This is a genomic window from Halorubrum sp. Atlit-8R (genome assembly GCF_003666025.1).
GTDB classification, from domain to species: domain Archaea; phylum Halobacteriota; class Halobacteria; order Halobacteriales; family Haloferacaceae; genus Halorubrum; species Halorubrum salinarum.
The window spans coordinates 99,548-121,155 of sequence record NZ_QPLV01000004.1; the positions used below are offsets into that span (position 1 = coordinate 99,548).

The following is a 21,608-nucleotide window of genomic DNA, read 5'->3' on the forward strand; positions in this document are numbered from 1 at the left end:
AACCCACGCCCTTTTGCCGACGCGCCCGTTCCTCGTCGCATGGACCGGAGACGCTTCCTCGCCGGAGTCGGCGCCGGCGCCGCGGTCGGCGCCGCCGGCTGTCTCGGCGGCGACTCGGCGGAGCGGCCGTTCCCCGACGCCGACTGGCGGAGCGAGGACGGCCTCGACGTCGCGACCCTCGCGGAGCGGCACGCCGCCGCGCTCGTCGACGCCGGGGGCGCCACGCTGTTCTCGACGGCGGCGACGAGCCACGACGGCGACGCGGAGCCGACCCCGTGGCTCCCGTCACAGGAGTACGAGGCCGCCTACGACCTCGAAAACGGTCGCCAGTACGTGCGACAGGAAGTGACCGAGACCGACGAGCCGGACGTCTCGGAGCTGTACGTCGCCGACGGGGTGGCGCTGATCCGTCGCGAGACGGCCGACGGGACGCGGTACAGTCGGCAGTCGACGGACCGCTCGGCGAGCGAGCTCGAATCGGCGATGCGCGCGGAGGTCCTGACGGGGATCCGCGTCGAGAGCGAGACCGCGAGCGGCGAGACGGCGTACGAGGGGCTGAACCTCTGGGCCCCGACGAGCGACGGCGCGGGCGAGGTGCGCGGGGAGCCGACCGCGCGGTTCGCGTCCGACTCCTTCGACGGCGACCGGAACGTCCCCGAGACCGTCGAGACGGCGTCGGCGACCGTCCACGTGTACGAGTCCGGCGTCGTGCCGCGGCTCGAACAGTCGTGGGCGGGCGAACACGACGGGCAGGGGGCGACGGTCGACGTCGACATCGACTACCGCGACCTCGGCGCGACGGTGACGGAGCCGGCGTGGGTCGCGACGGCGCGCGACGAGACGAGCGGCTGACGCTCGTCCCGTTCCGGGCGAAACGACGGGCGCTCTCGTCCGCTTACCGGCTCAGCGGGAGCGAACGTCCGTCGTTTCCGACAACCGACGCCCCGTGAAACACCCTCAGATCCGTCGAGAGGTACCGCTCGGAGGATCTGAGGCCGTTTCGCGACGGAGAAAGACGACGCTTAAGTAGCTCCGTTCGGAAGTAGGCGTACGATGGCGAACGGCAAGTACGCGGCCCGTAAGCTCAAAAAGGACCGGCAGAAGCGCCGCTGGTCCGACTCCGAGTACGCTCGGCGAGAGCGCGGGCTCAAGACGAAGTCCGACCCCCTGGAGGGTGCCCCGCAGGCGCGCGGCATCGTCCTCGAAAAGGTCGGCATCGAGGCAAAGCAGCCGAACTCGGCGATCCGAAAGTGCGTTCGGGTTCAGCTCATCAAGAACGGGAAGCAGGTCACCGCGTTCTGTCCCGGTGACGGCGCGATCTCCTTCATCGACGAGCACGACGAGGTCACCATCGCCGGGATCGGCGGTGCGAAGGGTCGCGCGATGGGCGACCTCTCCGGCGTCAACTACAAGGTCGAGAAGGTCAACGGCGTGTCGATGATCGAACTGGTTCGCGGGAACGCGGAGAAGCCGGTCAGATGAGCGGCGAGGAGACCGAGGCGCCGTCCGAGGAGGACGTCGCCGCCGACGAGCCGGACCCGGACGCGCCCGCCTCCAGCGAGGCGGCCAACGAGAACGCCCAGCTGTTCGGCGTCTGGGACGTCACCGAAATCGCCTACGAGGACCCCTCGACGAAGCGGTACATGACGGTGACGCCCATCGCCCACACGATGGGTCGCCACGCGTCCAAGCAGTTCAAGAAGTCCGAGATCTCGCTGGTCGAGCGGCTGATCAACCGCCTGATGCAGACCGAGGAGAACACGGGCAAGAAGCAGCAGGCGACGCGGATCGTCCGCGACGCCTTCGACATCGTCCACGAGCGGACCGAGGAGAACCCGGTCCAGATCCTCGTGACGGCCGTCGAGAACGCCGCGCCCCGCGAGGAGACCGTCCGCCTGAAGTACGGCGGCATCTCCGTCCCGAAGGCCGTCGACGTCGCGCCCCAGCGCCGCGTCGACCAGGCGCTGCTGTTCATCTCCGACGCCGTCGCCAGCGCGACGTACAAGTCGTCGACGCCCGCCGCCGAGGCGCTCGCGAACGAACTCGTCGCCGCCGCCGACTACGACGTCGAGGGCTCCTACTCCATCTCGCAGAAGGAGGAGCGCGAGCGCGTCGCCGCCGCGGCCCGCTGAACTCGGCCGCCGGCGCTTTCTCTCTCGTCTCTCTCCCGTCGGCCACCCGCGGGTCCGTCCCGATCGGGTCGCCGGTCGTCGGTTCCGTCGTCGCGTACCTTTCTCTCGTCGGTCAGTGACTTCGTCGTCGCGTACCGGTCGGATCGCCGGGCGTCGCACCGTCGCTGTCGGGGCGTGAAAAAAACGAGAACGTCGGCGTCGAGCGGTCCGCGTCGGCCGTCGGCTCAGTCGTCGGCCGGCGCCGCGCCGGAGCCGCCGTCGGCGTGCTGCTGTTTGACCCACGAGAGCTTGCCGCCGGCCGCGAGGATGTCGCGCTCGCGCTCGGAGGCGTCGAGGTCGGCGGTGAACTCCCACTCGCCGTTGACGCTCACGGTGAACTCCTCCTGCCCGGAGCGGACGCCCGCGGGCACGTCGTCGACGATTTCGAGGTCGTCGCCCTGGTCGATCTTCTCGTACGTCTCCTCGTCGATCGCCAGCGGGACGATCCCGAAGTTGAAGAGGTTCGCCTTGTGGATGCGGGCGAAGCTCTGCGCGAAGACGGCCTCGATGCCGAGGTACATCGGACAGAGCGCGGCGTGTTCGCGCGAGGAGCCCTGGCCGTAGTTCTCGCCGGCCACGAGGACGCCGCCGTCGGCGTTGAGCGCGCGCTCGGCGAACGTGTCGTCGACGCGCGAGAGCGTGAACTCGGAGAGCTTCTCGATGTTCGAGCGGAACTTCAGGATGTCCGCCGTCGCCGGGATGATGTGGTCGGTGGTGATGTTGTCCTCCATCTTGAGGAGGGCCTCGCCGCCGTCCACGTCGATCCCGTCTTTCAGCGGCACGTCGCCGATGTTCGGGCCCTTGACGAGCCCGTCGTCGATCGCCTCGTCGGGCGAGATGATGTCCGAGTCGTCCTTCCCCATGCCGGGGCCGTACTTCGTCCCCATCTCCAGGCCGGGCGCCTCGAGGTCGCCGAGCTCGTCCGCGAGGTCACGCGGGTCGACGATCTCGCCGGTGATGGCCGCCGCGGTGGCGACCTCGGGCGAACAGAGGAAGACGGAGTCGTCCTCGATGCCGGAGCGACCCTCGAAGTTGCGGTTGAAGGTGCGCAGCGAGACGGAGTCGGAGGCGGGCACGTGGCCGATGCCGATACACGCGCCGCAGGTCGCCTCGGAGAAGTTGACGCCGGCCGCCATCATCTCCGCGGTCCAGCCCTCGCGGGCCAGCATCTCGGAGGCCTGCTTCGAGCCGGGCGCGACGATCATCTCGGTCTGCTTGGCGACCTCGCGGCCCTCCAGCATCTTCGCGCTGGGGAGGATGTCCTCGTAGGCGCCGTTGGTACAGGAGCCGACGATGACCTGCTCGACGTCGGTGCCCTCGTACTCGCTGACGGGGGCGACGTTGTCGGGCATCGAGGGCGCGGCCACGAGCGGCTCGAGCTCGTTTAAGTCGACCTCGATCGTCTCCGCGTACTCCGCGTCGTCGTCGGGCTGGAGGTCGACGTACTCGTCCTCGCGGTCCTGGCGCGCGAGCCAGTCCTTCGTCTTCTCGTCGGTCGCGAAGATCGAGGAGGTGGCGCCGAGCTCGGTGCCGAGGTTCGTGATCGTGGTGCGCTCGGGGATCGTGAGCTTCTCGGCGCCGGGGCCGGTGTACTCGAAGATCTTGCCGACGCCGCCCTTGACGGTGAGCTCGCCGAGCAGGTGGAGCGCGATGTCCTTGGCGGTCGCCCACTCGGGCAGCTCGCCCTCGAGGTGGACGTTGACGACCTCGGGCATCTCGACGTAGTAGGGGCCGCCGCCCATGGCGACGGCGATGTCGAGCCCGCCCGCGCCGATCGCGAGCTGGCCGAGCCCGCCGGGGGTCGGCGTGTGCGAGTCGGAGCCGAGCAGCGTCTTGCCGGGCGCCGCGAAGTTCTCCTTGTGGACCTGGTGGCAGATGCCGTTGCCGGGCCGCGAGAAGTAGGCGCCGTACGTGCCGGCCGCGGAGCGGAGGAAGCGGTGGTCGTCGGTGTTCTTGAAGTCGAACTGGTACGTCTGGTGGTCGCAGTACTGCGCGGCGAGCTCCGTCTGGACCTCGTCCATCTCGAGGGCCTCGAACTGGAGCCACACCATCGTCCCCGTCGTGTCCTGCGTCAGCACCTGGTCGATCTCGATGCCGATCTCCTCGCCGGGCGTCAGCTCGCCCTCGACGAGATGGTCATCGAGGATCTTCTCGGTAATCGTTTGTCCCATAGTACGCGATGATGGCTCTCCCGTGGATATAAAACCCGCGAGTTTCCAGAAGATCGACCGTGTTAGATCCCGCGATGCGGCAACCCTCGCCCCGAACTCCGCGTGGTACCACGCACCGTGAAATACGTAGCCGTCCCGAGTGTTTTAGGACATTAAACGCCTGAAACGGCCGAAATCGGGTGACTCGGCGGTCCCGGTGATTCCGGCCGGTTCCCCCGTCGGCGCCGCGACTCGCGGGCGACACCGTTTTGGCTCGCCCGCGGTTCCGGACGCGCATGTTCGACTCGGGAGCCGCGGTCGCGGCGGCGCTGGAGGCGGCCGGCGCCGACCTCGATGACGCGCAGCGACAGCCGAACGGCGTCGACCTCACCGTCGACGCGGTGTTCGCACAGACCGAACCGGGCCGCCTCGGACGCGACGGGAAGCGCGTGGGCGAGCGGCGGGAGCTGGAGCCCCGGGGCGACTGCTACCGGCTCGAACGCGGGAGCTACGTCGTTCGCTACGGCGAGCCGGTGCGGATCCCGGAGGGCCGGATCGGCTTCGTCCTCCCGCGCTCGACGCTGCTGCGGAACGCCTGTACCCTCGACACCGCGGTGTGGGACGCGGGCTACGAGGGCGTCGGCGAGGGGCGGCTCGACGTGGGCCACCCCATCGAGATCGAGCCGGGCGCGCGGATCGCGCAGCTCGTCCTCGCCGAGGCCGACCACGACGGGACGTACGAGGGCGACTACCAGGCGGAGAACCTCTGAGCGGGTGGTGTGGGACGGCCGCGCCTGAGAACCCCCCGAGGCCGACTACGACCCGTCCCAGTCCCCGCCGACGCGGTCGATGCCCATCATGTCCTCGCCCGCGTGTTCGGTGAACACGACCTTACAGTTCGGCTCGGGCACGCCGAACGCCTCGACCGCCCGCTCCATCACCGCCAGCGCGAAGGCGCGCTTGTACTCGAACGGGCGCCCCTCGCGAATTTCGGCGTCCAAGAAGAGGAGCGGGCCGTCGACCCCCCGCCCGATCGCCATCGCCGACGGCTCGCGCTCGGCGATCGTCACGGCGACGTGCCCGGCCGTCGTCTCCATCTCCTCGGTGTACCGGTCGGTGACGAACGCGACGAACGACTCCCGCTCCGCGGGCGACAGCGACAGCGTGGTCGAGAACTGTAACAGGGGCATACCCGCGCTTCGGCCGGGCGGGACTTCGCGCTATCGGCTCCCGGGTGCGAGTTCGCGTGCGGACGCCTCAACGCGCGCGGCGGCTGCGCGAGCGAGTCGCTCGGTAGGTAAAGGAACGAACGGCACGCCCGTGCCGGGAAAAGATGGCACGAGCGTGTCGTTCTGTAGGTCCCCGCTGACGCTTCGGCCCTCCAAGCGAAGCGTCACCTGAAACAAGCGGTGGTAGACACTTAAGCGTGCCGGGGGCGGCAGCGTTGTCGTATTAGTTAGCGGCAACGCGTTCACAACACGCGGTCAACAGGAACCGAGAATCCGCCGGACGGCGACCCGACGACCGCCGATCTGTCCGTCGATCCGATCCGACTACTGCCGAGCGGGGTGGTCCGCGCGGAGGCGCGTCTGCCCCTCGCCGAGGAGCCGTTCGCGGAGCGTCTCTCCCGGGGGCTCGGCGTCGGCCGGGGGGACGAGGCCGCGCTCGCGCAGCTCCGGGACGACGAGGTCGACGAAGTCGACGAGCGAGTCCGGGCGGACGACCTCCTTGACGTTGAACCCGTGGACGCCGACCTCCTCGTGCCAGCGCTGGAGCTCGTCGGCGACCAGCTCGGGGGTCCCGACGATCTTCGGCGAGGTGGTGCCGAGCCCGCAGAACTCCGCGACCTCGCGCACCGTCCACTCGCGGTCCGGCTGGGCCTTCGTGAAGGCGTTCATCGTCCCCTGGATCGCGTCCGTCTCGATGTGTTCGACCTTCTGGTCCGGGTCGAGCTCGGAGAGGTCCATGTCGAGGAACCCCGAGAGCAGCGCGAGCGTCGCCTCGACGTCGACGTGCCGCTTGTACTCCTCGTACTTCGCCTCCGCGAGCGCCTGCGTCTCGCCGACGACCGGCACCACGCCGATGAAGAAGCGGAGGCTCCCGGGGTCGCGGCCGGCGTCGGCCGCGCGCGACTTCACGTCCTCCATGTACTCGACGACGCCCTCCTCCGTCGGCTGGCTGGCGAAGACGGCCTCGGCGTTGCGCGCGGCGAACGACCGGCCGTAGTCGGAGGAGCCGGCCTGGTAGACGACCGGGGTGCGCTGGGGCGACGGCTCGCAGCCGTGCGGCCCCGGCACCGAGAAGTGGTCGCCCTCGTGGTCGATCGCGTGGACCTTCTCGGGGTCGCTGTACCGCCCGCTCTCGCGGTCGACCTCGACGGCGTCGTCCTCCCAGGAGTCCTCCCAGAGCTTGTAGCAGACGTCGAGGAACTCGTCGGCGCGGTCGTAGCGCGTCTCCTTGTCCATCCGCTCGTCGAGCCCGAGGTTCTCGGCGGCCGACTCCAGGTAGGAGGTGACCACGTTGATCGCGACCCGGCCGTCGGTGAGGTGGTCGAGCGTCGAGAACTCGCGCGCGAGCTGGTACGGGTGGGTGTACGTCGTCGAGCGCGTCACCGCGAAGCCGAGGTCGTCGGTGACCTCCGCCATCGCGGGGACGACGAGCTGCGGGTCGTTCGCGGGCGTCTGGACGGCCTTCTCGACGGCGGTCTCGCGGTCGTCGCCGTACACGTCGTAGATGCCGCGCACGTCCGCGAAGAACACCGCGTCGAACCCGCCGCGCTCGGCGGTGCGCGCGACCTCGGTCCAGTACTCGCGGTCGGCGTAGTCCGCCGACCGGTCGCCGGGGTACCGCCACGACCCGGGCGAGACGTGCTCGACCGAGGCCATGGTGAAGAGGTTGAGGTGTAGGTGATCGGACACGCCTCTCGGTACGCGCTCCGGGGTAATACGGGCACAGGAAGTGGCGGGACTTGTCGCGGTCGCGGACGGACTCCGCGGGCTCCGGCGACCGCGGCCGCGGTCGACGCGGGGCGCGGGCGCGTTACGCCGAGACGGACTCCGGCGAGGAGACGTACGCGGCGAAGTCGGAGGTGGTGATGATGCCGATCGGCGTGTCCCCGTCGACGACCGGGACGTGGTGGAACCCGTGTTCGAGCATCGTCGCGGCGACGGCCGCCACGTCGTCCTGCGCGCCCGCCGTGATCGGATCGCGCGTCATGTACCGCTCGACGGTCGTCTCTGCCTTCGGCTGGCTCTTCGCGACGATGTCGACGAAGTCCGTGGAGGTCAGGATTCCGACGAGCCCCCCGTCGTCGTCGACGACCAGCACCGAGCTGATGTCGTTGTCGAGCAGCACGGCGGCCGCGTCCTCGACCAGCGTGTCCGGCGTCACCGTGTGGAGGTCCGTCGACATCAGTCGCGCGACGAACACGTCTTCGATCTCGTCCATACCTGAAACACCCGCCCTCGCCGTATAAGCGTTCTCACAGATACCGTGAGAGCCCGGACTGCCGTCGCGGCCCGGCGCCCTCGGGCTCCGCGACCCACGCCGTTCGCTCGTCCCGGAGGCGGTCACGGTCCGCCTCGGGCGGGTCGGCCGGCTCGAAGGCGGGACACCCGCTCCCGCACTCGCGGCCGGGGTCGACCACGCGGTCGAAGTGCGCGCAGCGGGGCCGGCCGTCGGCGGTCGCCTCGCCGTGCGCGCACGCCGGCGGCTCCGGGCGCCACCCCTTCCCGTAGGCGCGCTCGGCGACCCGGCGCCGCTTGCGCGCCTTCGCCTCGGGGCCGACCAGGGCGACGTCCGTGCGGGAGGGGCGCTCGGCGCGGATCTCGACGCCTGGGGCGTCCGGGTCGAGCGGCGTCGGCTCGCGGACCACCTCGCGCTCGCCCGTCTCCGGGTCGAACCGCCAGACGCCGACCGCCTCCGGGATCCGGTTGAGGTGCGCGCGGGTGACGTAGGAGGCGGTCGCGAGCACGACCTCGTCGAACAGGCCGAGCGCGGCGTCGTAGCGAAGCTGCGCCTCCAGGTCGCCCGGCGTCCCGAGGTCAGGCTTGTTCTCGACGGCGACGAGGCCGCCGACCCAGTCGTCCGGGTAGCGCGCCGTCGCGCGCACGGCGTCCCGCCCGTTCCGCCGCTCGCGTTCGAGGTAGCCGACCTCGACGGCCCGGTCGACGACGGCCGCGGCGCGGTCCGGCGGGTGGTCGAACGCCTCGGCGACGGGCACGGCCTCGCCCGGGCCGACGGCGGCTTCGACGGCGGGATCGGGGATCCGCTCGGCGCTGATCGCGGCGCGGTCGTCGAAACCGGGCCCCGGCGACAGCAGGCAGACGTCGACGATGCGCGTCCCGGGCGTCTCGACGCCCGCGCCGAGCTGGCGGGCGACGACCCGGTCGGGGGATTCGAGCGCGGCGCACAGCGCCAGCTCGAACCGGTACTCCATGGGTGAGGAAGGGACGCGGCGGGCTAAAGCGCGTCGGCGACCCCGCCCGGGGCCCCGGCTTCGCCCGCCCTCCCCCCACGCCCCCACCGTCGGTCGAAACCGGTATTCCCCGCGGGCACCTACCCCGACCATGCGCCGGGTCACCCGGAACGTCGTCGTCGCCATCGCGCTGGTCGTCGTCGCGCTGCTCGCGCTCGGCGCGCTCCCCAGCTACCTCGGCAGCGGCGACCCCTACTACCTCACGGTCGAACCGATCGAGACCAACGGCACCGCGGCCGACGTGAACAACGTCTCCGACCGCCGGTACCCGTACCTGATCGGCGCGATAGAGAGCGACGACGGCCGGTCGAAGGGCTACCAGACCGGCCCGTACGGCGTGAAGGAGTGGTTCACGCACACGCCGTTCGACGAGGTGGACGCGCTCACCCAACAGGTGCCCGGCGCCGCGACCGAGGGCGGCGTGCGGGTGCGCCGCGACGGCGAGGTGTACCACGCGGAGGTGGTCCGCCCGTGACGGGCGACCGCGGCGGGGACGCGGGCGACGCCCCGGACGACGCGCCGGCGGCCGACCTCCGCGACCTCCCCGCGTTCTCCGACGGCCGCAGCCACTCGCTGCCGGGCGAGCCGGAGTGGCCCGTCAGGGAGGTCGCGGTCGAGTACGACGAGGGGTGGTTCGTCGGCGGCTACGACCGCGTCGAGCAGCCCGACGGGACGGAGAAGAAGTACTACTGGGCGGAGCTGTCGCCCGCGACCGTCATCGTCGCCGTCGCCGACGACCGCGTGCTGTTCGTCGAGCAGTACCGCCCCACCGTGCGGAACACGCAGCTGGAGCTCCCGGCGGGGGTCGTCGAGGCCGGCGAGTCGTACACCGAGGCCGGCGCGCGCGAGCTCGCCGAGGAGACCGGCTTCGCGCCGTCGTCGACCTCGCTGCTCCAGGAGGTGTGGTGTTCGACGGGCGTGCTGCGCCACCGGCGCGGCTACGTGTTCGCCGAGGGGCTGGAGCCGGTCGACGTCGACCACGACAGCAACGAGTTCCTCGCCCCGCGGTCGGTCCCGGTCGAGGAGGCGCTGGCGACCGCGCGGGACCCGCCGACGAACGACGCGACGCTGGAGGGACTCCTGCTCGCCGAGCGCGAGGGCCTGTTGTAGGCGCTCGCGGAGCCCGATCGCCTCCCGATCCCCCAGGGAACCCGACGTACGTCCAGTTCGGCCGGGCGAAGCGGGGGTATTAGTCGCCTCGGTCCCTGTACTCTGTCATGAGTCAGACCTCGGAGCAGTCGGTGCTGCTGTCGGACGACCCCCCGCTCGACCTCCGCCTCTCGGAGTCGGAGCTCGAGGCGACCCGCGAGCGAATCGTCTCGTTCATCCGCGACGTGGTCGAGGACGCGGGCGCCGAGGGCGCGGTCCTCGGCCTCTCGGGCGGTATCGACTCCACGCTCACCGCGTACCTCGCGGTCGAGGCGCTCGGCGAGGACGGCCTCCACGGGCTCACGATGCCCTCCGCGGTCAACGACCCGGACGTGATGAGCGACGCCGAGCGGGTCGCCGCGGACCTCGGCATCGAGTACGACGTGGTCGAGATCCAGCCGATCGCGGAGGCCGTCTTCGACGCCGTCCCGGAGGCGGCCGACGACCGCACCGCCGCGGGCAACGTCTACGTCCGCACCCGCGCCGTGCTGAACTACTTCGTCGCCAACGCCGAGGACCGCGTCGTCCTCGGGACCGGGAACCGCGCGGAGGCGATGACCGGCTACTACACGAAGTACGGCGACCAGGCGGTCGACTGTAACCCCATCGGGAACCTCTACAAACAGCAGGTGCGCCAGCTGGCCGCGCACGTCGGCGTCCCCCGCGAACTGGTGATGCAGGAGCCGACCGCGGGGATGTGGGAGGGACAGACCGACGCCGAGGAGATGGGGCTCGACTACGACACCGTCGACGCAATCCTCGCGGTCCACGTCGACGGCGGGCTCTCGCGGGCGGCGACGGTCCGCGAACTCGACGTGCCCGAGGCGGCCGTCGACCGCGTGGTCGACCTCCACGAGCGCAGCGCCCACAAGCGCGCGATGCCGCCGGCGCCGGAGCGGTAAGAGGGGTCAGAGCGGTAAGAGGGATTAGAGCAGTAAGAAGGGTCGGAGCGGCGGGGAGCCGCCGGGGTCGGGAGGACCGTGCGGGACGGCGAGCCGAAGCGGTCAGCGGGGGTCAGGCGTTCTGCGCCCGTTCCTTCGCCACCTCGGCGATCCCGGCGTTCGCCGAGCAGTTCGGGCACGCGTGTACCCGTCTCCGGTCGTCCCCGAAGACCTGGACGAACCGCTCGGAGACGTGCGCCTCGCAGTGTTCACAGGTCGGCATGGCGGTGAATGGTATCGTGGGTCATATTCGGTACACGTTCACTTGGTGCTCTGACCTCAAGAGCGCTTTTCAAACTCCGTCCCAAATCAGGCCCAAATTGGGGGACCGAAGCCGGAACACGGGCGAAAAACGCGTGTCGAGAGAATGGAGTTCACGGGCGCGACGGCGACGCGGTTCCGTCGCGCCGCCGCCCTCCGCGACCGTCGATCGCTCCGCGCGACGCGCCGCCGACGGGCCCGGCGGTCAGAACTCGCGCAGGGCTTCGAGCACGTCGTGGGCGCTCCCGTCGTCGATGACCTCGCGGGCGGCGTCGAGGCCGTCCTCGATGGAGTCGGCGTCGCCGCCGGCGTAGATCCGGAGCGCGGCGTTGACCGCGACCGCGTCGGCGAAGGCGCCGTCGCGCTCGCCGGCCAGCACCTCCTCCGTGACCGCCGCCGAGTCGGCGGCCACGTCGTCGACCGCGAGGTCGTCCTCCTCGAGGTCCATCCCGTACTCCGCGGTCTCGATCTCGAAGTCGTCGAAGGAGGCGCCCTCGCTGCCGGCCTCGTCGCCGTCGTCGCCCGCGGCGTCCCACTCGGCGACCTTCGTGTAGCCCGGGCGCACGTCGTCGTACCCCTCCATGCCCTGGAACATCAGGACGCGGTCGAGGTCGTGGAACTCGCTTTCCACGAACGTGTCGACCACCTTCTTCGCGAACGCGAGGTGGTAGAAGGAGCCGAGGTGGACGGAGGCGCCGGCGGGGTTCGCCAGCGTCTCCACGGTGTTGACGAACGTGCGGACGCCCATCATGTCGCGGCGCTCGAACAGGTCGTCGATGGCGGGGTTGAACGCGGGCTGGTAGTAGAAGCCGAAGCCGGTCTCGTCGACCATGTCGGCGGAGTCCGAGGGCGTCAGCTCGGTGTGGACGCCCAGCTCGTCTAAGACGTGCTTGTACGCGTCCTGCTTCTGGGTCGGCACGCGGTCGCCGGAGTGGACCACGACCGGGGTGCCCGCGGCGGCCGCGACGGCGCCCGCGGCGACGCCTAAGATCGCGGTCCGGCCCTTCCCGTCGTAGTTGGCGCCGCAGTCGACGGGGTCGGCGTCGGGCTCGGCGTACTCGACGCGGTCGCACATCACGTCGACGTACGCCCCGAGCTCCTCGGGCGTGTTCCGCTTCCAGCGGTTCGCGAGCCAGAACGCCCCGAGCGTCGTCGGGTCCGGTTCGTCCGCGAGGATGCGCTCGAACGCCTCGGTCGCCTGCGCGCGCGTCAGGTCGTCGGCCGATTTGTGGCCGGAGCCGCAGACCTCGGTCATCAGCCGCTTGAGGGGCCAGTCGCCGAACTCCTGGGTCGCCTGAGCCATACGCGCCGTTCGGGTTCTCGGACGAAAAGTCCCCCGTTCGACTCCCGCGCGTCGGGAACACGTCGAGCGGGGACAGTTCCTCTGGAACGCGACCGAGACGACGCGCGCCGGTCCGCCTCGCACCGCGCGCGAGCGCCAGGCCCGGACGACCGGGTCGCTCTCTCCGGAATCGTGGTACTCGTTCGCAAACAATAACCGCATGAACGTCCGCTTATACAGGTATCTTTCATACAATTCGGTCACTCTATGCTTTTCTAATTCTGTATCGGGGTCGAATCAGCGCCAGAGTTATATGTTCGTCCATCTACTGGCTGGTTGTACCCGATGACGTCCAAATCCGTCGCCACCGCGCTCACGCTGTACCGGTCCCGCACGCTGACGCTCGAACAGGCCGCGACCGTCGGCGGCTGCTCGACGGCGCAACTGGAGGAGAGCGCCCGGGCGTTCGCGCCGACGCCGGGCGAGGCCCCCGCCGACGACTGACGCGCGCTCGTCCGCACCGACACCCGTCCCGCTGACGTTCGACGCGCTCCCGCTGACGCTCGACACGCTCCCGCTGACGCTCGACGCCCTCCGAAACCCGTAGGTACGCCCGGCCCCTACCCGAGGTAATGAGTCTGGACGCCGACTGGCGGGCCGACGTCGACGCCGTCGACGCGGCCCTCATCGACGAGTACCAGAGCGGCTTCCCCGTCGAGCGGCGCCCGTTCGAACGGGTCGCCGACGAGATAGCGGCCGAGACGGGCGCCGCGGTCGACGCCGACGAGGTCCTCCGACGCGTCCGCGACCTCCGCGAGCGCGGCGTGTTCCGCCGGTTCGGCGCGGTGCTCAACCCGCCCGTCATCGGCTCCTCGACGCTGGCGGCGGTGCGCGCCCCCGAGGACCGCTTCGACGAGGTCGCCGAGGTCATCAACGGCTACCGGCAGGTGAACCACAACTACCGCCGCGACCACGAGTGGAACCAGTGGTTCGTCGTCACCGCCGGATCGCGCGAGCGACGCGACGAGATCCTCGGAGAGATCGAGGAACGGACGGGCTGCGAGGTGCTCGCCCTGCCGATGCTCACGGACTACTACATCGACCTGGAGTTCCCCGTCGTCAACGCCGACCGGTTCGCGCGGGAGTCCCTCGACGAGACCGACGTGTCGGCCACCCGGATCTCCGAGGACGCGCGCGGCGACCTCTCCGCGCTCGACGCCGACCTCCTCTTGGCGATCCAGGACGGCTTCCCGCTCTCGGCGACCCCCTACGCGGACGTGGCGGCGGAGATCGGCGCCCCCGTCGACGACGTGCTCGCCGCGGTCGAGCGCCTGCTCGCCGACGGCTGTATCAAGCGCGTCGGCTGTATCGTCAACCACGTCGTCACCGGGTTCACGAACAACTGTATGGTGGTCTGGGACGTGCCCGACGACGAGCTCGACGAGCGCGGCGAGGCGGTCGGCAGCCTCCCGTACGTCACCCTCTGTTACCACCGCCCGCGCCGCCCCGACCAGGACTGGCCGTACAACATGTTCACCATGATCCACGGCCGCGAGGCCGAGGCGGTCGACGCGAAGATCGACGAGCTGGCGGCCGACCACCTCCCGTTCGCCCACGAGCGGCTCTACTCGACCGAGACGCTGAAACAGACCGGCGCGCGGTACGAGGACCTGGTCGCGGACGGGGACTGACCGGCTGCGGGGAGCGGGAGGGACCGGACGGGCGACGCGAGCCGGACCGGACCGCGGCTCAGTCGTCGCCGAGGGCGGTCGTCCGCTCGCCGGCGGCGTCTGCCCCGACGCTGTCGCCGACGGCGACGCCGCGGTCGGCGCCGAGGCGGTCGAGCGCGTCGGCGCCCGCGACCGCGACGACGACGAAGCCGACCTTCGAGACGATGTCGAGGTAGACGAACACGAGCATCTCCGTCGCGGGCGTCAGCAGACCGAACCCGGTCGGCGCGAGCAGCCACACGACCGGGTACAGCGTCCACAGCACCACCGTGATGTTCCGGAGCGTGCCGAAGACGGCGCGGACCCGGTCGCCCGCCGCCGAGGCCGACCGCGGGAGCGAGACGAGGAGCCCGTAGACGAGCGCGAGGTACGCCGCCCCGGCGACGCCGAAGGCGACCCACGAGACCGTTCCGCCGGTGGCGGCGGCGGTGACGCCGCCGGCGATGACGACCACGTCCACGCCGATCAGCCCGGCGAGCACGCGCCGCGACGGCCGAGCGAGCAGTCCGAGGTACAGCAGGATGAGCGGCGTCGTCACGAGCCAGTCGACGTATCGGACGACCTCCAGTTCGCCGACGGCCGTCGACAGCGTCCCCACGCCGAGCGCCATCGCGAGGTACGCGAGCGCCGCGACGCCGGTGACGCCGGCGAGGGTGCCGTAGTAGACGGCGTGCGACCCGCCGGTCGCCGACGACCGCGAGTACCACGCCCACAGCGGGGGGACCGTCCCGGCGCCCATCGCGAGGGCCCCGATCCACGCCCAGACGGCGGTGTCGACGAGCATCTCAGTTCACCTCCTCCCCGGCGACCGCGTCGTCGCCGTCGTCACGGGAGAACTCGAACTCGGTCCCGGCGCCGCCCGCGGTCCCCCCGTCGGAGACCGCGGTGGCGTCGGGCGCCGCGCCGCGCCCCGTCGCGCGGCCCGGGCCGTCGAGGCCCTCGTCGGTCGCGAACTCGAAGTCGTCGACCGCGTCGCGCAGCGCGAGCGCGCGGTCGGAGAGCGACCCGGCCGCGGTCTCGACCGCCCCGAGGGTCCGCTCCTGTTCGTCGACCGCGCCGGTCACGTCGCCGGCCGCGCTGGCCGTCTGCGCGCTGATCGCGGAGACGTCCTCGACGTGGCCGACGACCGCGTCGACCGAGTCCGCCTGCGTCTCGGTGGCGCGGGTGATCTCGGTCATGCTGGCGTCGGTGCGCTCGGAGGCCTCCGCGAGGCGCTCTAAGGCGTCGATCGACGTCTCGACCGTGTCGACGCCGGCGGAGATCCGCTGTTCGGTGCGCGCCATCGCGTCGGCGCCCGTCTCCGCGCGCTCCTGGACGGCGTGGATCCGGGCCTCGATCTCGCTGGCCGACGCCTGCGTCTCCTCGGCCAGCGACTTCACCTCCTCGGCGACGACCGCGAAGCCGGCGCCGTCGGCGCCGGAGCGGGCCGCCTCGATGGAGGCGTTCAGCGCGAGCAGGTTCGTCTGCTCGGCGATCTCCGAGATGGTGTCGACCACCTCGCCGATCTCCTCGACCTCCGCCGCGAGCGCCTCGACCTCCGCGGTCGTCTCCGCGGTCGTCTCCTCGACCGCGTCCATCTCCGCGAGCGCCTCCTCGGCGGCCTCGCGGCCCTCCTCGCCGACCTCGGCCGCGTGCTCCGCGGTCTCCGCGACGTCGGTGACGGTGGAGGCGACCTCCTCGGCGGACGAGGCGAGGTTCTCGGCCTCGTCGGTCGCCGCCTGGAGGTCGTCGCGCTGGGTGCGGGCCCCCTCGGCGATCTCCGAGACCGCCTCGCTCACGGTCCCCGTCGTCGCCCGCAGGTCGTCCGTGCGGTCGTCGACGGTCCCGGCCACGTCGGCGGTGTCCTCGGCGACGGTCGCGACGGACGCGACCGTCCCCTCCAGCTCGTCGGCCATCTCGTTGAACGCGGCGCCGACGCGCGCCATCGCCTCGTTGTCGCTCTCCGGGTCAACCCGCCGCGTCAGGTCGCCGTCGGCGAGCGCTCGCATCGCGGTCTCGTACTCGGTCGCCTTCTCCTCGACCGTCTCGGCGCGCGCGTCGGCCTCCCGCCGCGCCCGCTCCGCCTCCTCGCGGGCCGACTCGGCGTCGGCGATCTCCGAGCGCAGCGAGCCGCGCATCTCGTCGAACGCCCCGAACAGCCGCCCGATCTCGTCGGTCCGGCCCGTGTCGAGCCGCACGTCGAGGTCGCCCTCGGCCATCCGCTCGGCCTTGCCCGTGAGCTGCCGCAGGGAGATGACCGTGTTCGATCCGATCGTGACCCCGATGAGCGCGAGCCCGATCACCGTCAACAGCGTCATCCCGACGAGCCCGGACCGAACCGCTTCGCCGGCGGCGCCGGCCGCGTCGGCGCGAAGGTAGACGACAACTCCGTATGAGACTGAGACCCCCATGACCCCGATCAGCGACAGAGCGAGCTTCGCGCCGTAGCTCGATCGGACGCCCGGGGCCGATCCTGTGTGCATGTGTACTCGACCGCAGGGATCCCCCCGTGATAATAACCTCCTCCCGGATATTAACGATGATAATCACTCCCGGCGCGGCGCCCGGCGGTTACGGGGGTCCGGACCGGTACGTTGAGGCCGCCGCCGGCCGCAGGGTGAGACATGACGACCGCCTTCGACAGGCTCGGATACGGGACGTACAAGCTGGCGGACGGCGAGGAGTGCGCGGCCGGGGTCGCGCACGCGGTCGAGACCGGCTACCGCCACGTCGACACCGCCCAGGGGTACGACAACGAGGCCTCGGTCGGCGACGGGATCGACCGGAGCGGCGTCGACCGCGACGACCTGTTCGTCGCGACGAAGCTCTCGACGGACAACCTCTCGTACGACGACGCCGTCGAGACCGCCCGCGCCAGCCGGGACCGGCTCGGCGTCGACTCGATCGACCTGCTGTACGTCCACTGGCCGATCAACAGCTACGACCCCGAGGAGACGCTGCCCGCGCTCGACGACCTCGTCGACGACGGCGTGATCGACCGGATCGGGCTCTCGAACTTCGAGCCGGACCAGCTGGACGAGGCGATCGACCGCCTCGACCACGACGTGTTCGCCCACCAGGTCGAGTGTCACCCCCTGCTCCAACAGGAGCGGCTCCGCGAGTACGCGGTCGAGGACGGCCACTGGCTCGTCGCCTACTCGCCGATCGCGCGCAACCGCGTCGCCGACGTCGACGCCCTCCGCGAGGTCGCCGCGGCCCACGACGCGACCCCCGCGCAGGTGAGCCTCGCGTGGCTGCTCTCCAAGGAGCGCGTCGCGCCGATCCCGAAGGCGGCCGACCACGGTCACGTCGAGGAGAACTGGGCCGCCCGCGAGATCGACCTGACCGACGAGCAGATCGCCCGGATCGACGGGCTCGACCGCGGCGAGCGGGTCGTCGACTTCGCGGAGGCCCCCTGGAACTGAGCCCGCGCTCCGGAGCGCTCAATACCGCTATTGTCACCTCATAGTCGGTTTAACGGTCTTCCCGGCCGAGCGGTCACCCGTGCCGGAGTCGAGCCCTCGGTCCGACCGCGGCCCCGCCCCGGAAGCCGACGGCGACGCGGACGGCGAGTCCGCCCCCCGCGACCGCCCGGCCCTCCTGGCCGCCACGCCCGACGCGGCGGCGGTGTCGGACCGGCTCCGGACGCTCGCCGCCCTCGCGGGCCTCCTCGGTCTCCTGCTGACGCTGATCGCGGCGGAGCTGCTCGTCCGGCTCTGAGCCGTCCGCCGCCGGACCGAAACTGAACGCCAGATCCCCCCGATCCGCCGGCGGATCCGTCCTCCCCGGCGGTTTCACTTCCGCTTTCGGGCGCGTTTTTAAAAGGTGCGGGCACGACGATTCGGACATGGCTCAGTCCACGTTCGACGACGACGACCTGTTCGGCGAGGCGGCCGAGGAGACCCGCGCGGAGGTCGAAGAGCACCTCGCGGCGGCGCGCGACCAGCTCCCCGACCCGGACGCGGTGTGGGAGACGGACGCGGACAACGTCCTCGGCGCGCTCAACGGGCTGAAGTCCGCGCTCGACGCCGGCGACGCGGTCGACAGCGTGCGCTCGGCGAAGAAGGCGTACGTCCTCGGCGAGCGCGCCGACGCCTTCGAGGACGCCGACGACCTGAAGGCGGAGATAGAGGAGCTGGAGTCGCTCGTCGGCGACATCGAGAGCGCGGCCGACGAGGTGGCCTCCCTCACCGGCACCGTCCCCGCGATCCGCGGCGCGCTCCAGGACGCGGCCGACGAGGAGTAACCCCTCTTCCTCAGGCGTCCCGCTCGACCACCGCCGCCGCCAGCTCGGCGAGCGACGCGCTCGCGCGGTCGAGCAGCTCCCGCCCGCGCTCCGCGTCGCCCGCCCGCGGGTCGCCGACCACGCCGTTGTCGGTGAACTCGTCGGAGTCGTGCGCGAGGTTCACCCCGGCGACCCACTCGCCCCACCGGTCGGCGGCGCCCGCGCCCGCCTCGTCGACGCGCTCCTCGCGGACCAGATCCGGGTTCGTCGCGCGCAACAGCGCGGTCTCCAGCGGCCCGGCGTGACCCATGTCGCTCGCGTGGTCACCGACCGCCTCGAACCAGGTGAACGCGACGCCGTACCCCGCGTGGGCGTCGTCGCGCGAGAACCGCTGGGCGACCTCCGCGAGCGCCTCGACGTTCCCCCCGTGGCCGTTGACGAACACGACGCGGTCGACCCCGTGCGAGACCAGCGACTCGGCGGACTCGCGGACGTACGCCCGGAACGTCTCCGGCGAGACCCACATCGTCCCGTCGAACGCGCGGTGTTCCTCGGCGACGCCGACCGGGACCGGCGGCGCGACCGCGACCTCCCCGCGCTCCGCGTCGGCGGCCTCGTCCGACCCCGCCCGCTCGTAGGCGTCTGCGCCCGCCTCGGCGACCGCGACGGCGTTCAGGGCGTCGGTACCGAGCGGGGCGTGCGGCCCGTGCTGTTCCGTGCTGCCGACCGGCAGGAACGCGACGTCGACGTCGGCGTCGCGGACGTCGGTCCACGTGACCTCGCTGAGGCGCATACCCGCACCTCGGCGCGCGTCGTGGTATAGGCGGCGGTCACCGCCAACGCCGCCGTCCGGCGGACGCTCGCGGAGAGACCGGTGTCGCGGGCGCTCCCGAGGTATTATGCCCCTCCCCGTGGATCCGGACCGCATGAGCGGTGACAACGCGGACCACGACTCGGAGGCGCACGAGCCGGCCCCCGCCGTGACCTTCGGCCCGCTGAAGCGGGCGCTCCGCGAGCACCGCTACCCGGTGACGGCGGCGGAACTGATAGAGCAGTACGGCGCCGCGACGCTGGAGGCGGGGACGACGACGGAGCGGCTCGACAGCCTGCTCGAGGGCCGCGAGGAGACGCAGTTCCGCGACCCCGCGGAGGTCCGCGAGGCCGTCCTCGACGCGCTCGGGTACGCCGACGACTCCCCGGCGTCCGCCGACGAGTGGACCCGGCTCCCCCGGTGACGGTCGACCGGTCAGACGGGCCGCCCCGACCGGCCGCGGTCAGTCGTCGTCGCTCTCGGCGTCCTCGACGATCCGGGCGGTGCGCTCCTGCGCCCGGTCGATGAACTCCTGTGGCAGCTCGTCGATCTCGCCGGCCTGTACGCCCCAGAGGTGCGCGTACAGCCCGTCGTTGTCGAGCAGCTCGTCGTGCGTGCCGCGCTCGGCGATCTTCCCGCCCTCCAGAACGAGGATGGTGTCCGCGTCCTTGATCGTCGAGAGCCGGTGGGCGATCGCGAACGTCGTCCGGTCCTCCGTGAGGCGGTCGAGCGAGCGCTGGATCAGCATCTCGGTCTCCGTGTCGACGTCGGAGGTCGCCTCGTCGAGGATGAGGATGTCCGGGTCGGTCAACACGGCGCGCGCGATGGTGATCCGCTGGCGCTGGCCGCCGGAGAGCTTCACGCCGCGCTCGCCGACCATCGTGTCGTAGCCGTCGGGGAGGTTCTGGATGAAGTCGTGGGCCTCGGCCGCCTCGGCCGCCTCGCGGACCTCCTCGTCGGTCGCGTCGAACGTGCCGTAGGTGATGTTCTCGCGGACGGTGCCGTAGAACAGGTACGACGACTGCCCGACGTAGCCGATCGCGCGGCGCAGCGACCGCAGCGTCACGTCGCTGACGTTCTGGTCGTCGATCCGGATCTCCCCGTCGTCGACGTCGTACATCCGGAGCAGCAGCTTGAGCACGGTCGACTTGCCGGCCCCGGTCGGGCCGACCAAGGCGAGCGTCTCGCCGCCCTCGACCTCGAAGTCGATGTCCTCGACGATGGTCTCGTCGTCGTAGCCGAAGGAGACGTCGTCGTACACGACGCGGCCGTCGTCGACGACGAGCTCCTCGGCGTCGCGGTCCTCCTCCAGCTTCGAGGGCTCGTCCATCAGCCCGAAGATCCGCGCGGAGGAGGCGCGGGCGCGCTGGTACATGTTGATGATCTGCCCGAACTGCGCCATCGGCCAGATGAACCGCTGGGTGTAGAGGATGAACACGACGAACATCCCCTCGGAGAGCTCGCCCGTGAACGGTCCCGGCGGCCCCTGGAACACCCAGAGCCCGCCGACGACGAACGTGAGGACGAAGCCGATGCCCGCGAGCACGCGGAGGCCGGGGAAGAACTTGATCCGCGTCTCGATCGCGTCCCAGTTGGCGTCGAAGTAGTCGAAGGAGACGTCGTCGACGCGGTCGGACTCGTAGGACTCGGTGTTGGCCGCCTTGATCACCTGGATGCCGCCGAGGTTGTTCTCCAGCCGGGAGTTCATCTTGCCGACCGTCGACCGCACCTCGGCGTACTTCGGCTGGATGATCTTGATGAACATGTAGGTGAACCCGGCGATGACGGGGACGGGGAGCAGCGCGACCAAGGCGAGCTGCCAGTTGATCCAGAACAGGAGCACGCCGATCCCGATCACCATCACGGACAGCCGGAACACGGAGTTCATCCCGTCGTTGAGGAACCGCTCCAACCGGTTCACGTCGTTCGAGAGGATGGACATCATCTCGCCGGTCTGCTTGTCCGAGAAGAAGTCCATGTTGAGCCGCTGCATCTGGTCGTACGTGTCGGTCCGGACGTCGTGCTGGATGTTCTGGGCGAAGGCGTTGAACCCCCAGTTCCGGACCCAGTGGAAGCCGGCGCCGAAGGCGAACGCGCCGGCCAGCACCGCGATCGTGAACCAGAACTGCGCCGCCTGCTCCGTCGGGAGCCACGCGTCGGGCAGCAACACCAGCGGGATCTGCTCGTTGAACGCGGCCTCGCCGCGGAAGATCGCGTCGAGGGCGATCCCGAGCATCAGCGGCGGGAGCAGGTCGAGCAGCCGCGCGAAGACGCTCGCGAGGATCCCCACCGTCACCTGCGGGACGTAGTCGCGGCCGTACTCGACGAACAGCCGCTTCATCGGATTCTCGATCTTGTCCCGCTGCTCCTCGAAGGGATCGTCTTCCTCCCATTCGACGCCACTCATCACACGGTCGTATCAGGTAGGCGGG

The 21,608-nt window shown here is 71.0% G+C and carries 24 protein-coding genes; 13 read left to right on the plus strand and 11 right to left on the minus strand.

Annotated elements, in window-relative coordinates; translation table 11 throughout:
• The first annotated feature begins 39 nt into the window (after window positions 1-39).
• The 3 genes from DVK05_RS11520 (at window position 40) to DVK05_RS11530 (ending at window position 2,132) form a co-directional block, all read left to right on the plus strand.
• The gene (locus DVK05_RS11520; RefSeq protein WP_121563481.1) at window positions 40-852 is read left to right on the plus strand and encodes a hypothetical protein; all 813 of its coding nucleotides are present in this window, start codon (window positions 40-42) and stop codon (window positions 850-852) included.
• A 201-nt stretch (window positions 853-1,053) separates the two neighbouring features.
• Window positions 1,054-1,482 carry a 30S ribosomal protein S12 gene (locus DVK05_RS11525; protein WP_006111505.1) on the plus strand — a complete coding sequence of 143 codons (429 nt, stop codon included), beginning with the start codon at window positions 1,054-1,056 and terminating at the stop codon, window positions 1,480-1,482.
• On the plus strand, window positions 1,479-2,132 hold the full coding sequence (locus DVK05_RS11530; RefSeq protein WP_053770165.1) for a 30S ribosomal protein S7: 654 nt from the start codon (window positions 1,479-1,481) through the stop codon (window positions 2,130-2,132). Before DVK05_RS11525 ends, DVK05_RS11530 begins: the two co-directional genes overlap by 4 nt.
• A 224-nt stretch (window positions 2,133-2,356) precedes the next feature.
• On the opposite strand, the gene DVK05_RS11535 is transcribed toward DVK05_RS11530, so the two are convergent.
• Window positions 2,357-4,342 (minus strand): aconitate hydratase, encoded by a 1,986-nt coding sequence (locus DVK05_RS11535; protein WP_121563482.1) that lies wholly within the window; start codon window positions 4,340-4,342, stop codon window positions 2,357-2,359.
• A gap of 275 nt (window positions 4,343-4,617) precedes the next feature.
• Between DVK05_RS11535 and DVK05_RS11540 the strand changes: the two genes are divergently transcribed.
• Complete coding sequence (locus DVK05_RS11540; RefSeq protein ID WP_121563483.1) at window positions 4,618-5,091, plus strand: deoxyuridine 5'-triphosphate nucleotidohydrolase; 474 nt, start codon at window positions 4,618-4,620, stop codon at window positions 5,089-5,091.
• 45 nt (window positions 5,092-5,136) lie between these two features.
• Here DVK05_RS11540 and DVK05_RS11545 read toward each other — a convergent pair whose 3' ends face one another.
• From DVK05_RS11545 to DVK05_RS11560, 4 genes are all read right to left on the minus strand, one after another.
• Window positions 5,137-5,511, minus strand: a complete 375-nt coding sequence (locus tag DVK05_RS11545) for a tautomerase family protein (protein WP_121563484.1) — start codon at window positions 5,509-5,511, stop codon at window positions 5,137-5,139.
• 363 nt (window positions 5,512-5,874) lie between these two features.
• Window positions 5,875-7,239 carry an LLM class flavin-dependent oxidoreductase gene (locus DVK05_RS11550; RefSeq protein ID WP_121563485.1) on the minus strand — a complete coding sequence of 455 codons (1,365 nt, stop codon included), beginning with the start codon at window positions 7,237-7,239 and terminating at the stop codon, window positions 5,875-5,877.
• A 121-nt stretch (window positions 7,240-7,360) separates the two neighbouring features.
• The gene (locus tag DVK05_RS11555; protein WP_121563486.1) at window positions 7,361-7,768 is read right to left on the minus strand and encodes a cyclic nucleotide-binding/CBS domain-containing protein; all 408 of its coding nucleotides are present in this window, start codon (window positions 7,766-7,768) and stop codon (window positions 7,361-7,363) included.
• A gap of 34 nt (window positions 7,769-7,802) precedes the next feature.
• Window positions 7,803-8,759, minus strand: a complete 957-nt coding sequence (locus DVK05_RS11560) for a DUF5787 family protein (protein WP_121563487.1) — start codon at window positions 8,757-8,759, stop codon at window positions 7,803-7,805.
• A 130-nt stretch (window positions 8,760-8,889) separates the two neighbouring features.
• Between DVK05_RS11560 and DVK05_RS11565 the strand changes: the two genes are divergently transcribed.
• The 3 genes from DVK05_RS11565 (at window position 8,890) to DVK05_RS11575 (ending at window position 10,849) form a co-directional block, all read left to right on the plus strand.
• Window positions 8,890-9,273 (plus strand): hypothetical protein, encoded by a 384-nt coding sequence (locus DVK05_RS11565; protein WP_053770159.1) that lies wholly within the window; start codon window positions 8,890-8,892, stop codon window positions 9,271-9,273.
• A complete protein-coding gene (locus DVK05_RS11570) occupies window positions 9,270-9,908 on the plus strand; it encodes an NUDIX hydrolase (RefSeq protein WP_121563488.1) in 639 nt (212 codons plus the stop codon). Before DVK05_RS11565 ends, DVK05_RS11570 begins: the two co-directional genes overlap by 4 nt.
• 107 nt (window positions 9,909-10,015) lie before the next feature.
• The gene (locus tag DVK05_RS11575; RefSeq protein ID WP_121563489.1) at window positions 10,016-10,849 is read left to right on the plus strand and encodes an NAD+ synthase; all 834 of its coding nucleotides are present in this window, start codon (window positions 10,016-10,018) and stop codon (window positions 10,847-10,849) included.
• Window positions 10,850-10,961: 112 nt separating this feature from the next.
• Here DVK05_RS11575 and DVK05_RS17355 read toward each other — a convergent pair whose 3' ends face one another.
• Together DVK05_RS17355 and DVK05_RS11580 are read right to left on the minus strand one after the other, a co-directional pair.
• On the minus strand, window positions 10,962-11,111 hold the full coding sequence (locus tag DVK05_RS17355) for a hypothetical protein (protein ID WP_167551883.1): 150 nt from the start codon (window positions 11,109-11,111) through the stop codon (window positions 10,962-10,964).
• A 243-nt stretch (window positions 11,112-11,354) separates the two neighbouring features.
• On the minus strand, window positions 11,355-12,452 hold the full coding sequence (locus tag DVK05_RS11580; protein ID WP_121563490.1) for an anthranilate phosphoribosyltransferase: 1,098 nt from the start codon (window positions 12,450-12,452) through the stop codon (window positions 11,355-11,357).
• 324 nt (window positions 12,453-12,776) lie between these two features.
• Between DVK05_RS11580 and DVK05_RS17360 the strand changes: the two genes are divergently transcribed.
• Window positions 12,777-12,935, plus strand: coding sequence for a hypothetical protein (locus DVK05_RS17360; RefSeq protein ID WP_199712321.1), 159 nt, complete (start codon window positions 12,777-12,779; stop codon window positions 12,933-12,935).
• 128 nt (window positions 12,936-13,063) lie between these two features.
• A complete protein-coding gene (locus DVK05_RS11585; RefSeq protein ID WP_121563491.1) occupies window positions 13,064-14,122 on the plus strand; it encodes an Lrp/AsnC family transcriptional regulator in 1,059 nt (352 codons plus the stop codon).
• A gap of 58 nt (window positions 14,123-14,180) precedes the next feature.
• On the opposite strand, the gene DVK05_RS11590 is transcribed toward DVK05_RS11585, so the two are convergent.
• Both DVK05_RS11590 and DVK05_RS11595 read right to left on the minus strand, forming a co-directional pair.
• Entirely contained in the window at window positions 14,181-14,945 is a 765-nt protein-coding gene (locus DVK05_RS11590; RefSeq protein ID WP_121563492.1) for a bacteriorhodopsin, read from the minus strand.
• Window position 14,946: 1 nt separating this feature from the next.
• Window positions 14,947-16,623 (minus strand): methyl-accepting chemotaxis protein, encoded by a 1,677-nt coding sequence (locus DVK05_RS11595; RefSeq protein ID WP_121563493.1) that lies wholly within the window; start codon window positions 16,621-16,623, stop codon window positions 14,947-14,949.
• A 141-nt stretch (window positions 16,624-16,764) separates the two neighbouring features.
• On the opposite strand from DVK05_RS11595, the gene DVK05_RS11600 reads away from it, so the two are divergent.
• The 3 genes from DVK05_RS11600 to DVK05_RS11610 all read left to right on the plus strand — a co-directional run bounded on the left by DVK05_RS11600 (window position 16,765) and on the right by DVK05_RS11610 (window position 18,386).
• The gene (locus DVK05_RS11600) at window positions 16,765-17,565 is read left to right on the plus strand and encodes an aldo/keto reductase (protein WP_121563494.1); all 801 of its coding nucleotides are present in this window, start codon (window positions 16,765-16,767) and stop codon (window positions 17,563-17,565) included.
• A 79-nt stretch (window positions 17,566-17,644) separates the two neighbouring features.
• Window positions 17,645-17,860, plus strand: a complete 216-nt coding sequence (locus tag DVK05_RS11605; protein WP_121563495.1) for a hypothetical protein — start codon at window positions 17,645-17,647, stop codon at window positions 17,858-17,860.
• Between the two features lie 127 nt (window positions 17,861-17,987).
• Entirely contained in the window at window positions 17,988-18,386 is a 399-nt protein-coding gene (locus DVK05_RS11610) for a DUF5790 family protein (protein WP_121563496.1), read from the plus strand.
• Between the two features lie 10 nt (window positions 18,387-18,396).
• Here the strand turns inward: DVK05_RS11610 and DVK05_RS11615 are convergent, their stop codons facing one another.
• Window positions 18,397-19,158 (minus strand): creatininase family protein, encoded by a 762-nt coding sequence (locus DVK05_RS11615; protein WP_121563497.1) that lies wholly within the window; start codon window positions 19,156-19,158, stop codon window positions 18,397-18,399.
• A gap of 133 nt (window positions 19,159-19,291) precedes the next feature.
• Here DVK05_RS11615 and DVK05_RS11620 point away from each other — a divergent pair, with 133 nt between their 5' ends.
• Complete coding sequence (locus DVK05_RS11620) at window positions 19,292-19,600, plus strand: hypothetical protein (protein WP_121563498.1); 309 nt, start codon at window positions 19,292-19,294, stop codon at window positions 19,598-19,600.
• 39 nt (window positions 19,601-19,639) lie between these two features.
• Here DVK05_RS11620 and DVK05_RS11625 read toward each other — a convergent pair whose 3' ends face one another.
• A complete protein-coding gene (locus DVK05_RS11625; protein WP_121563499.1) occupies window positions 19,640-21,583 on the minus strand; it encodes an ABC transporter ATP-binding protein in 1,944 nt (647 codons plus the stop codon).
• Between the last annotated feature and the right edge of the window lie 25 nt (window positions 21,584-21,608).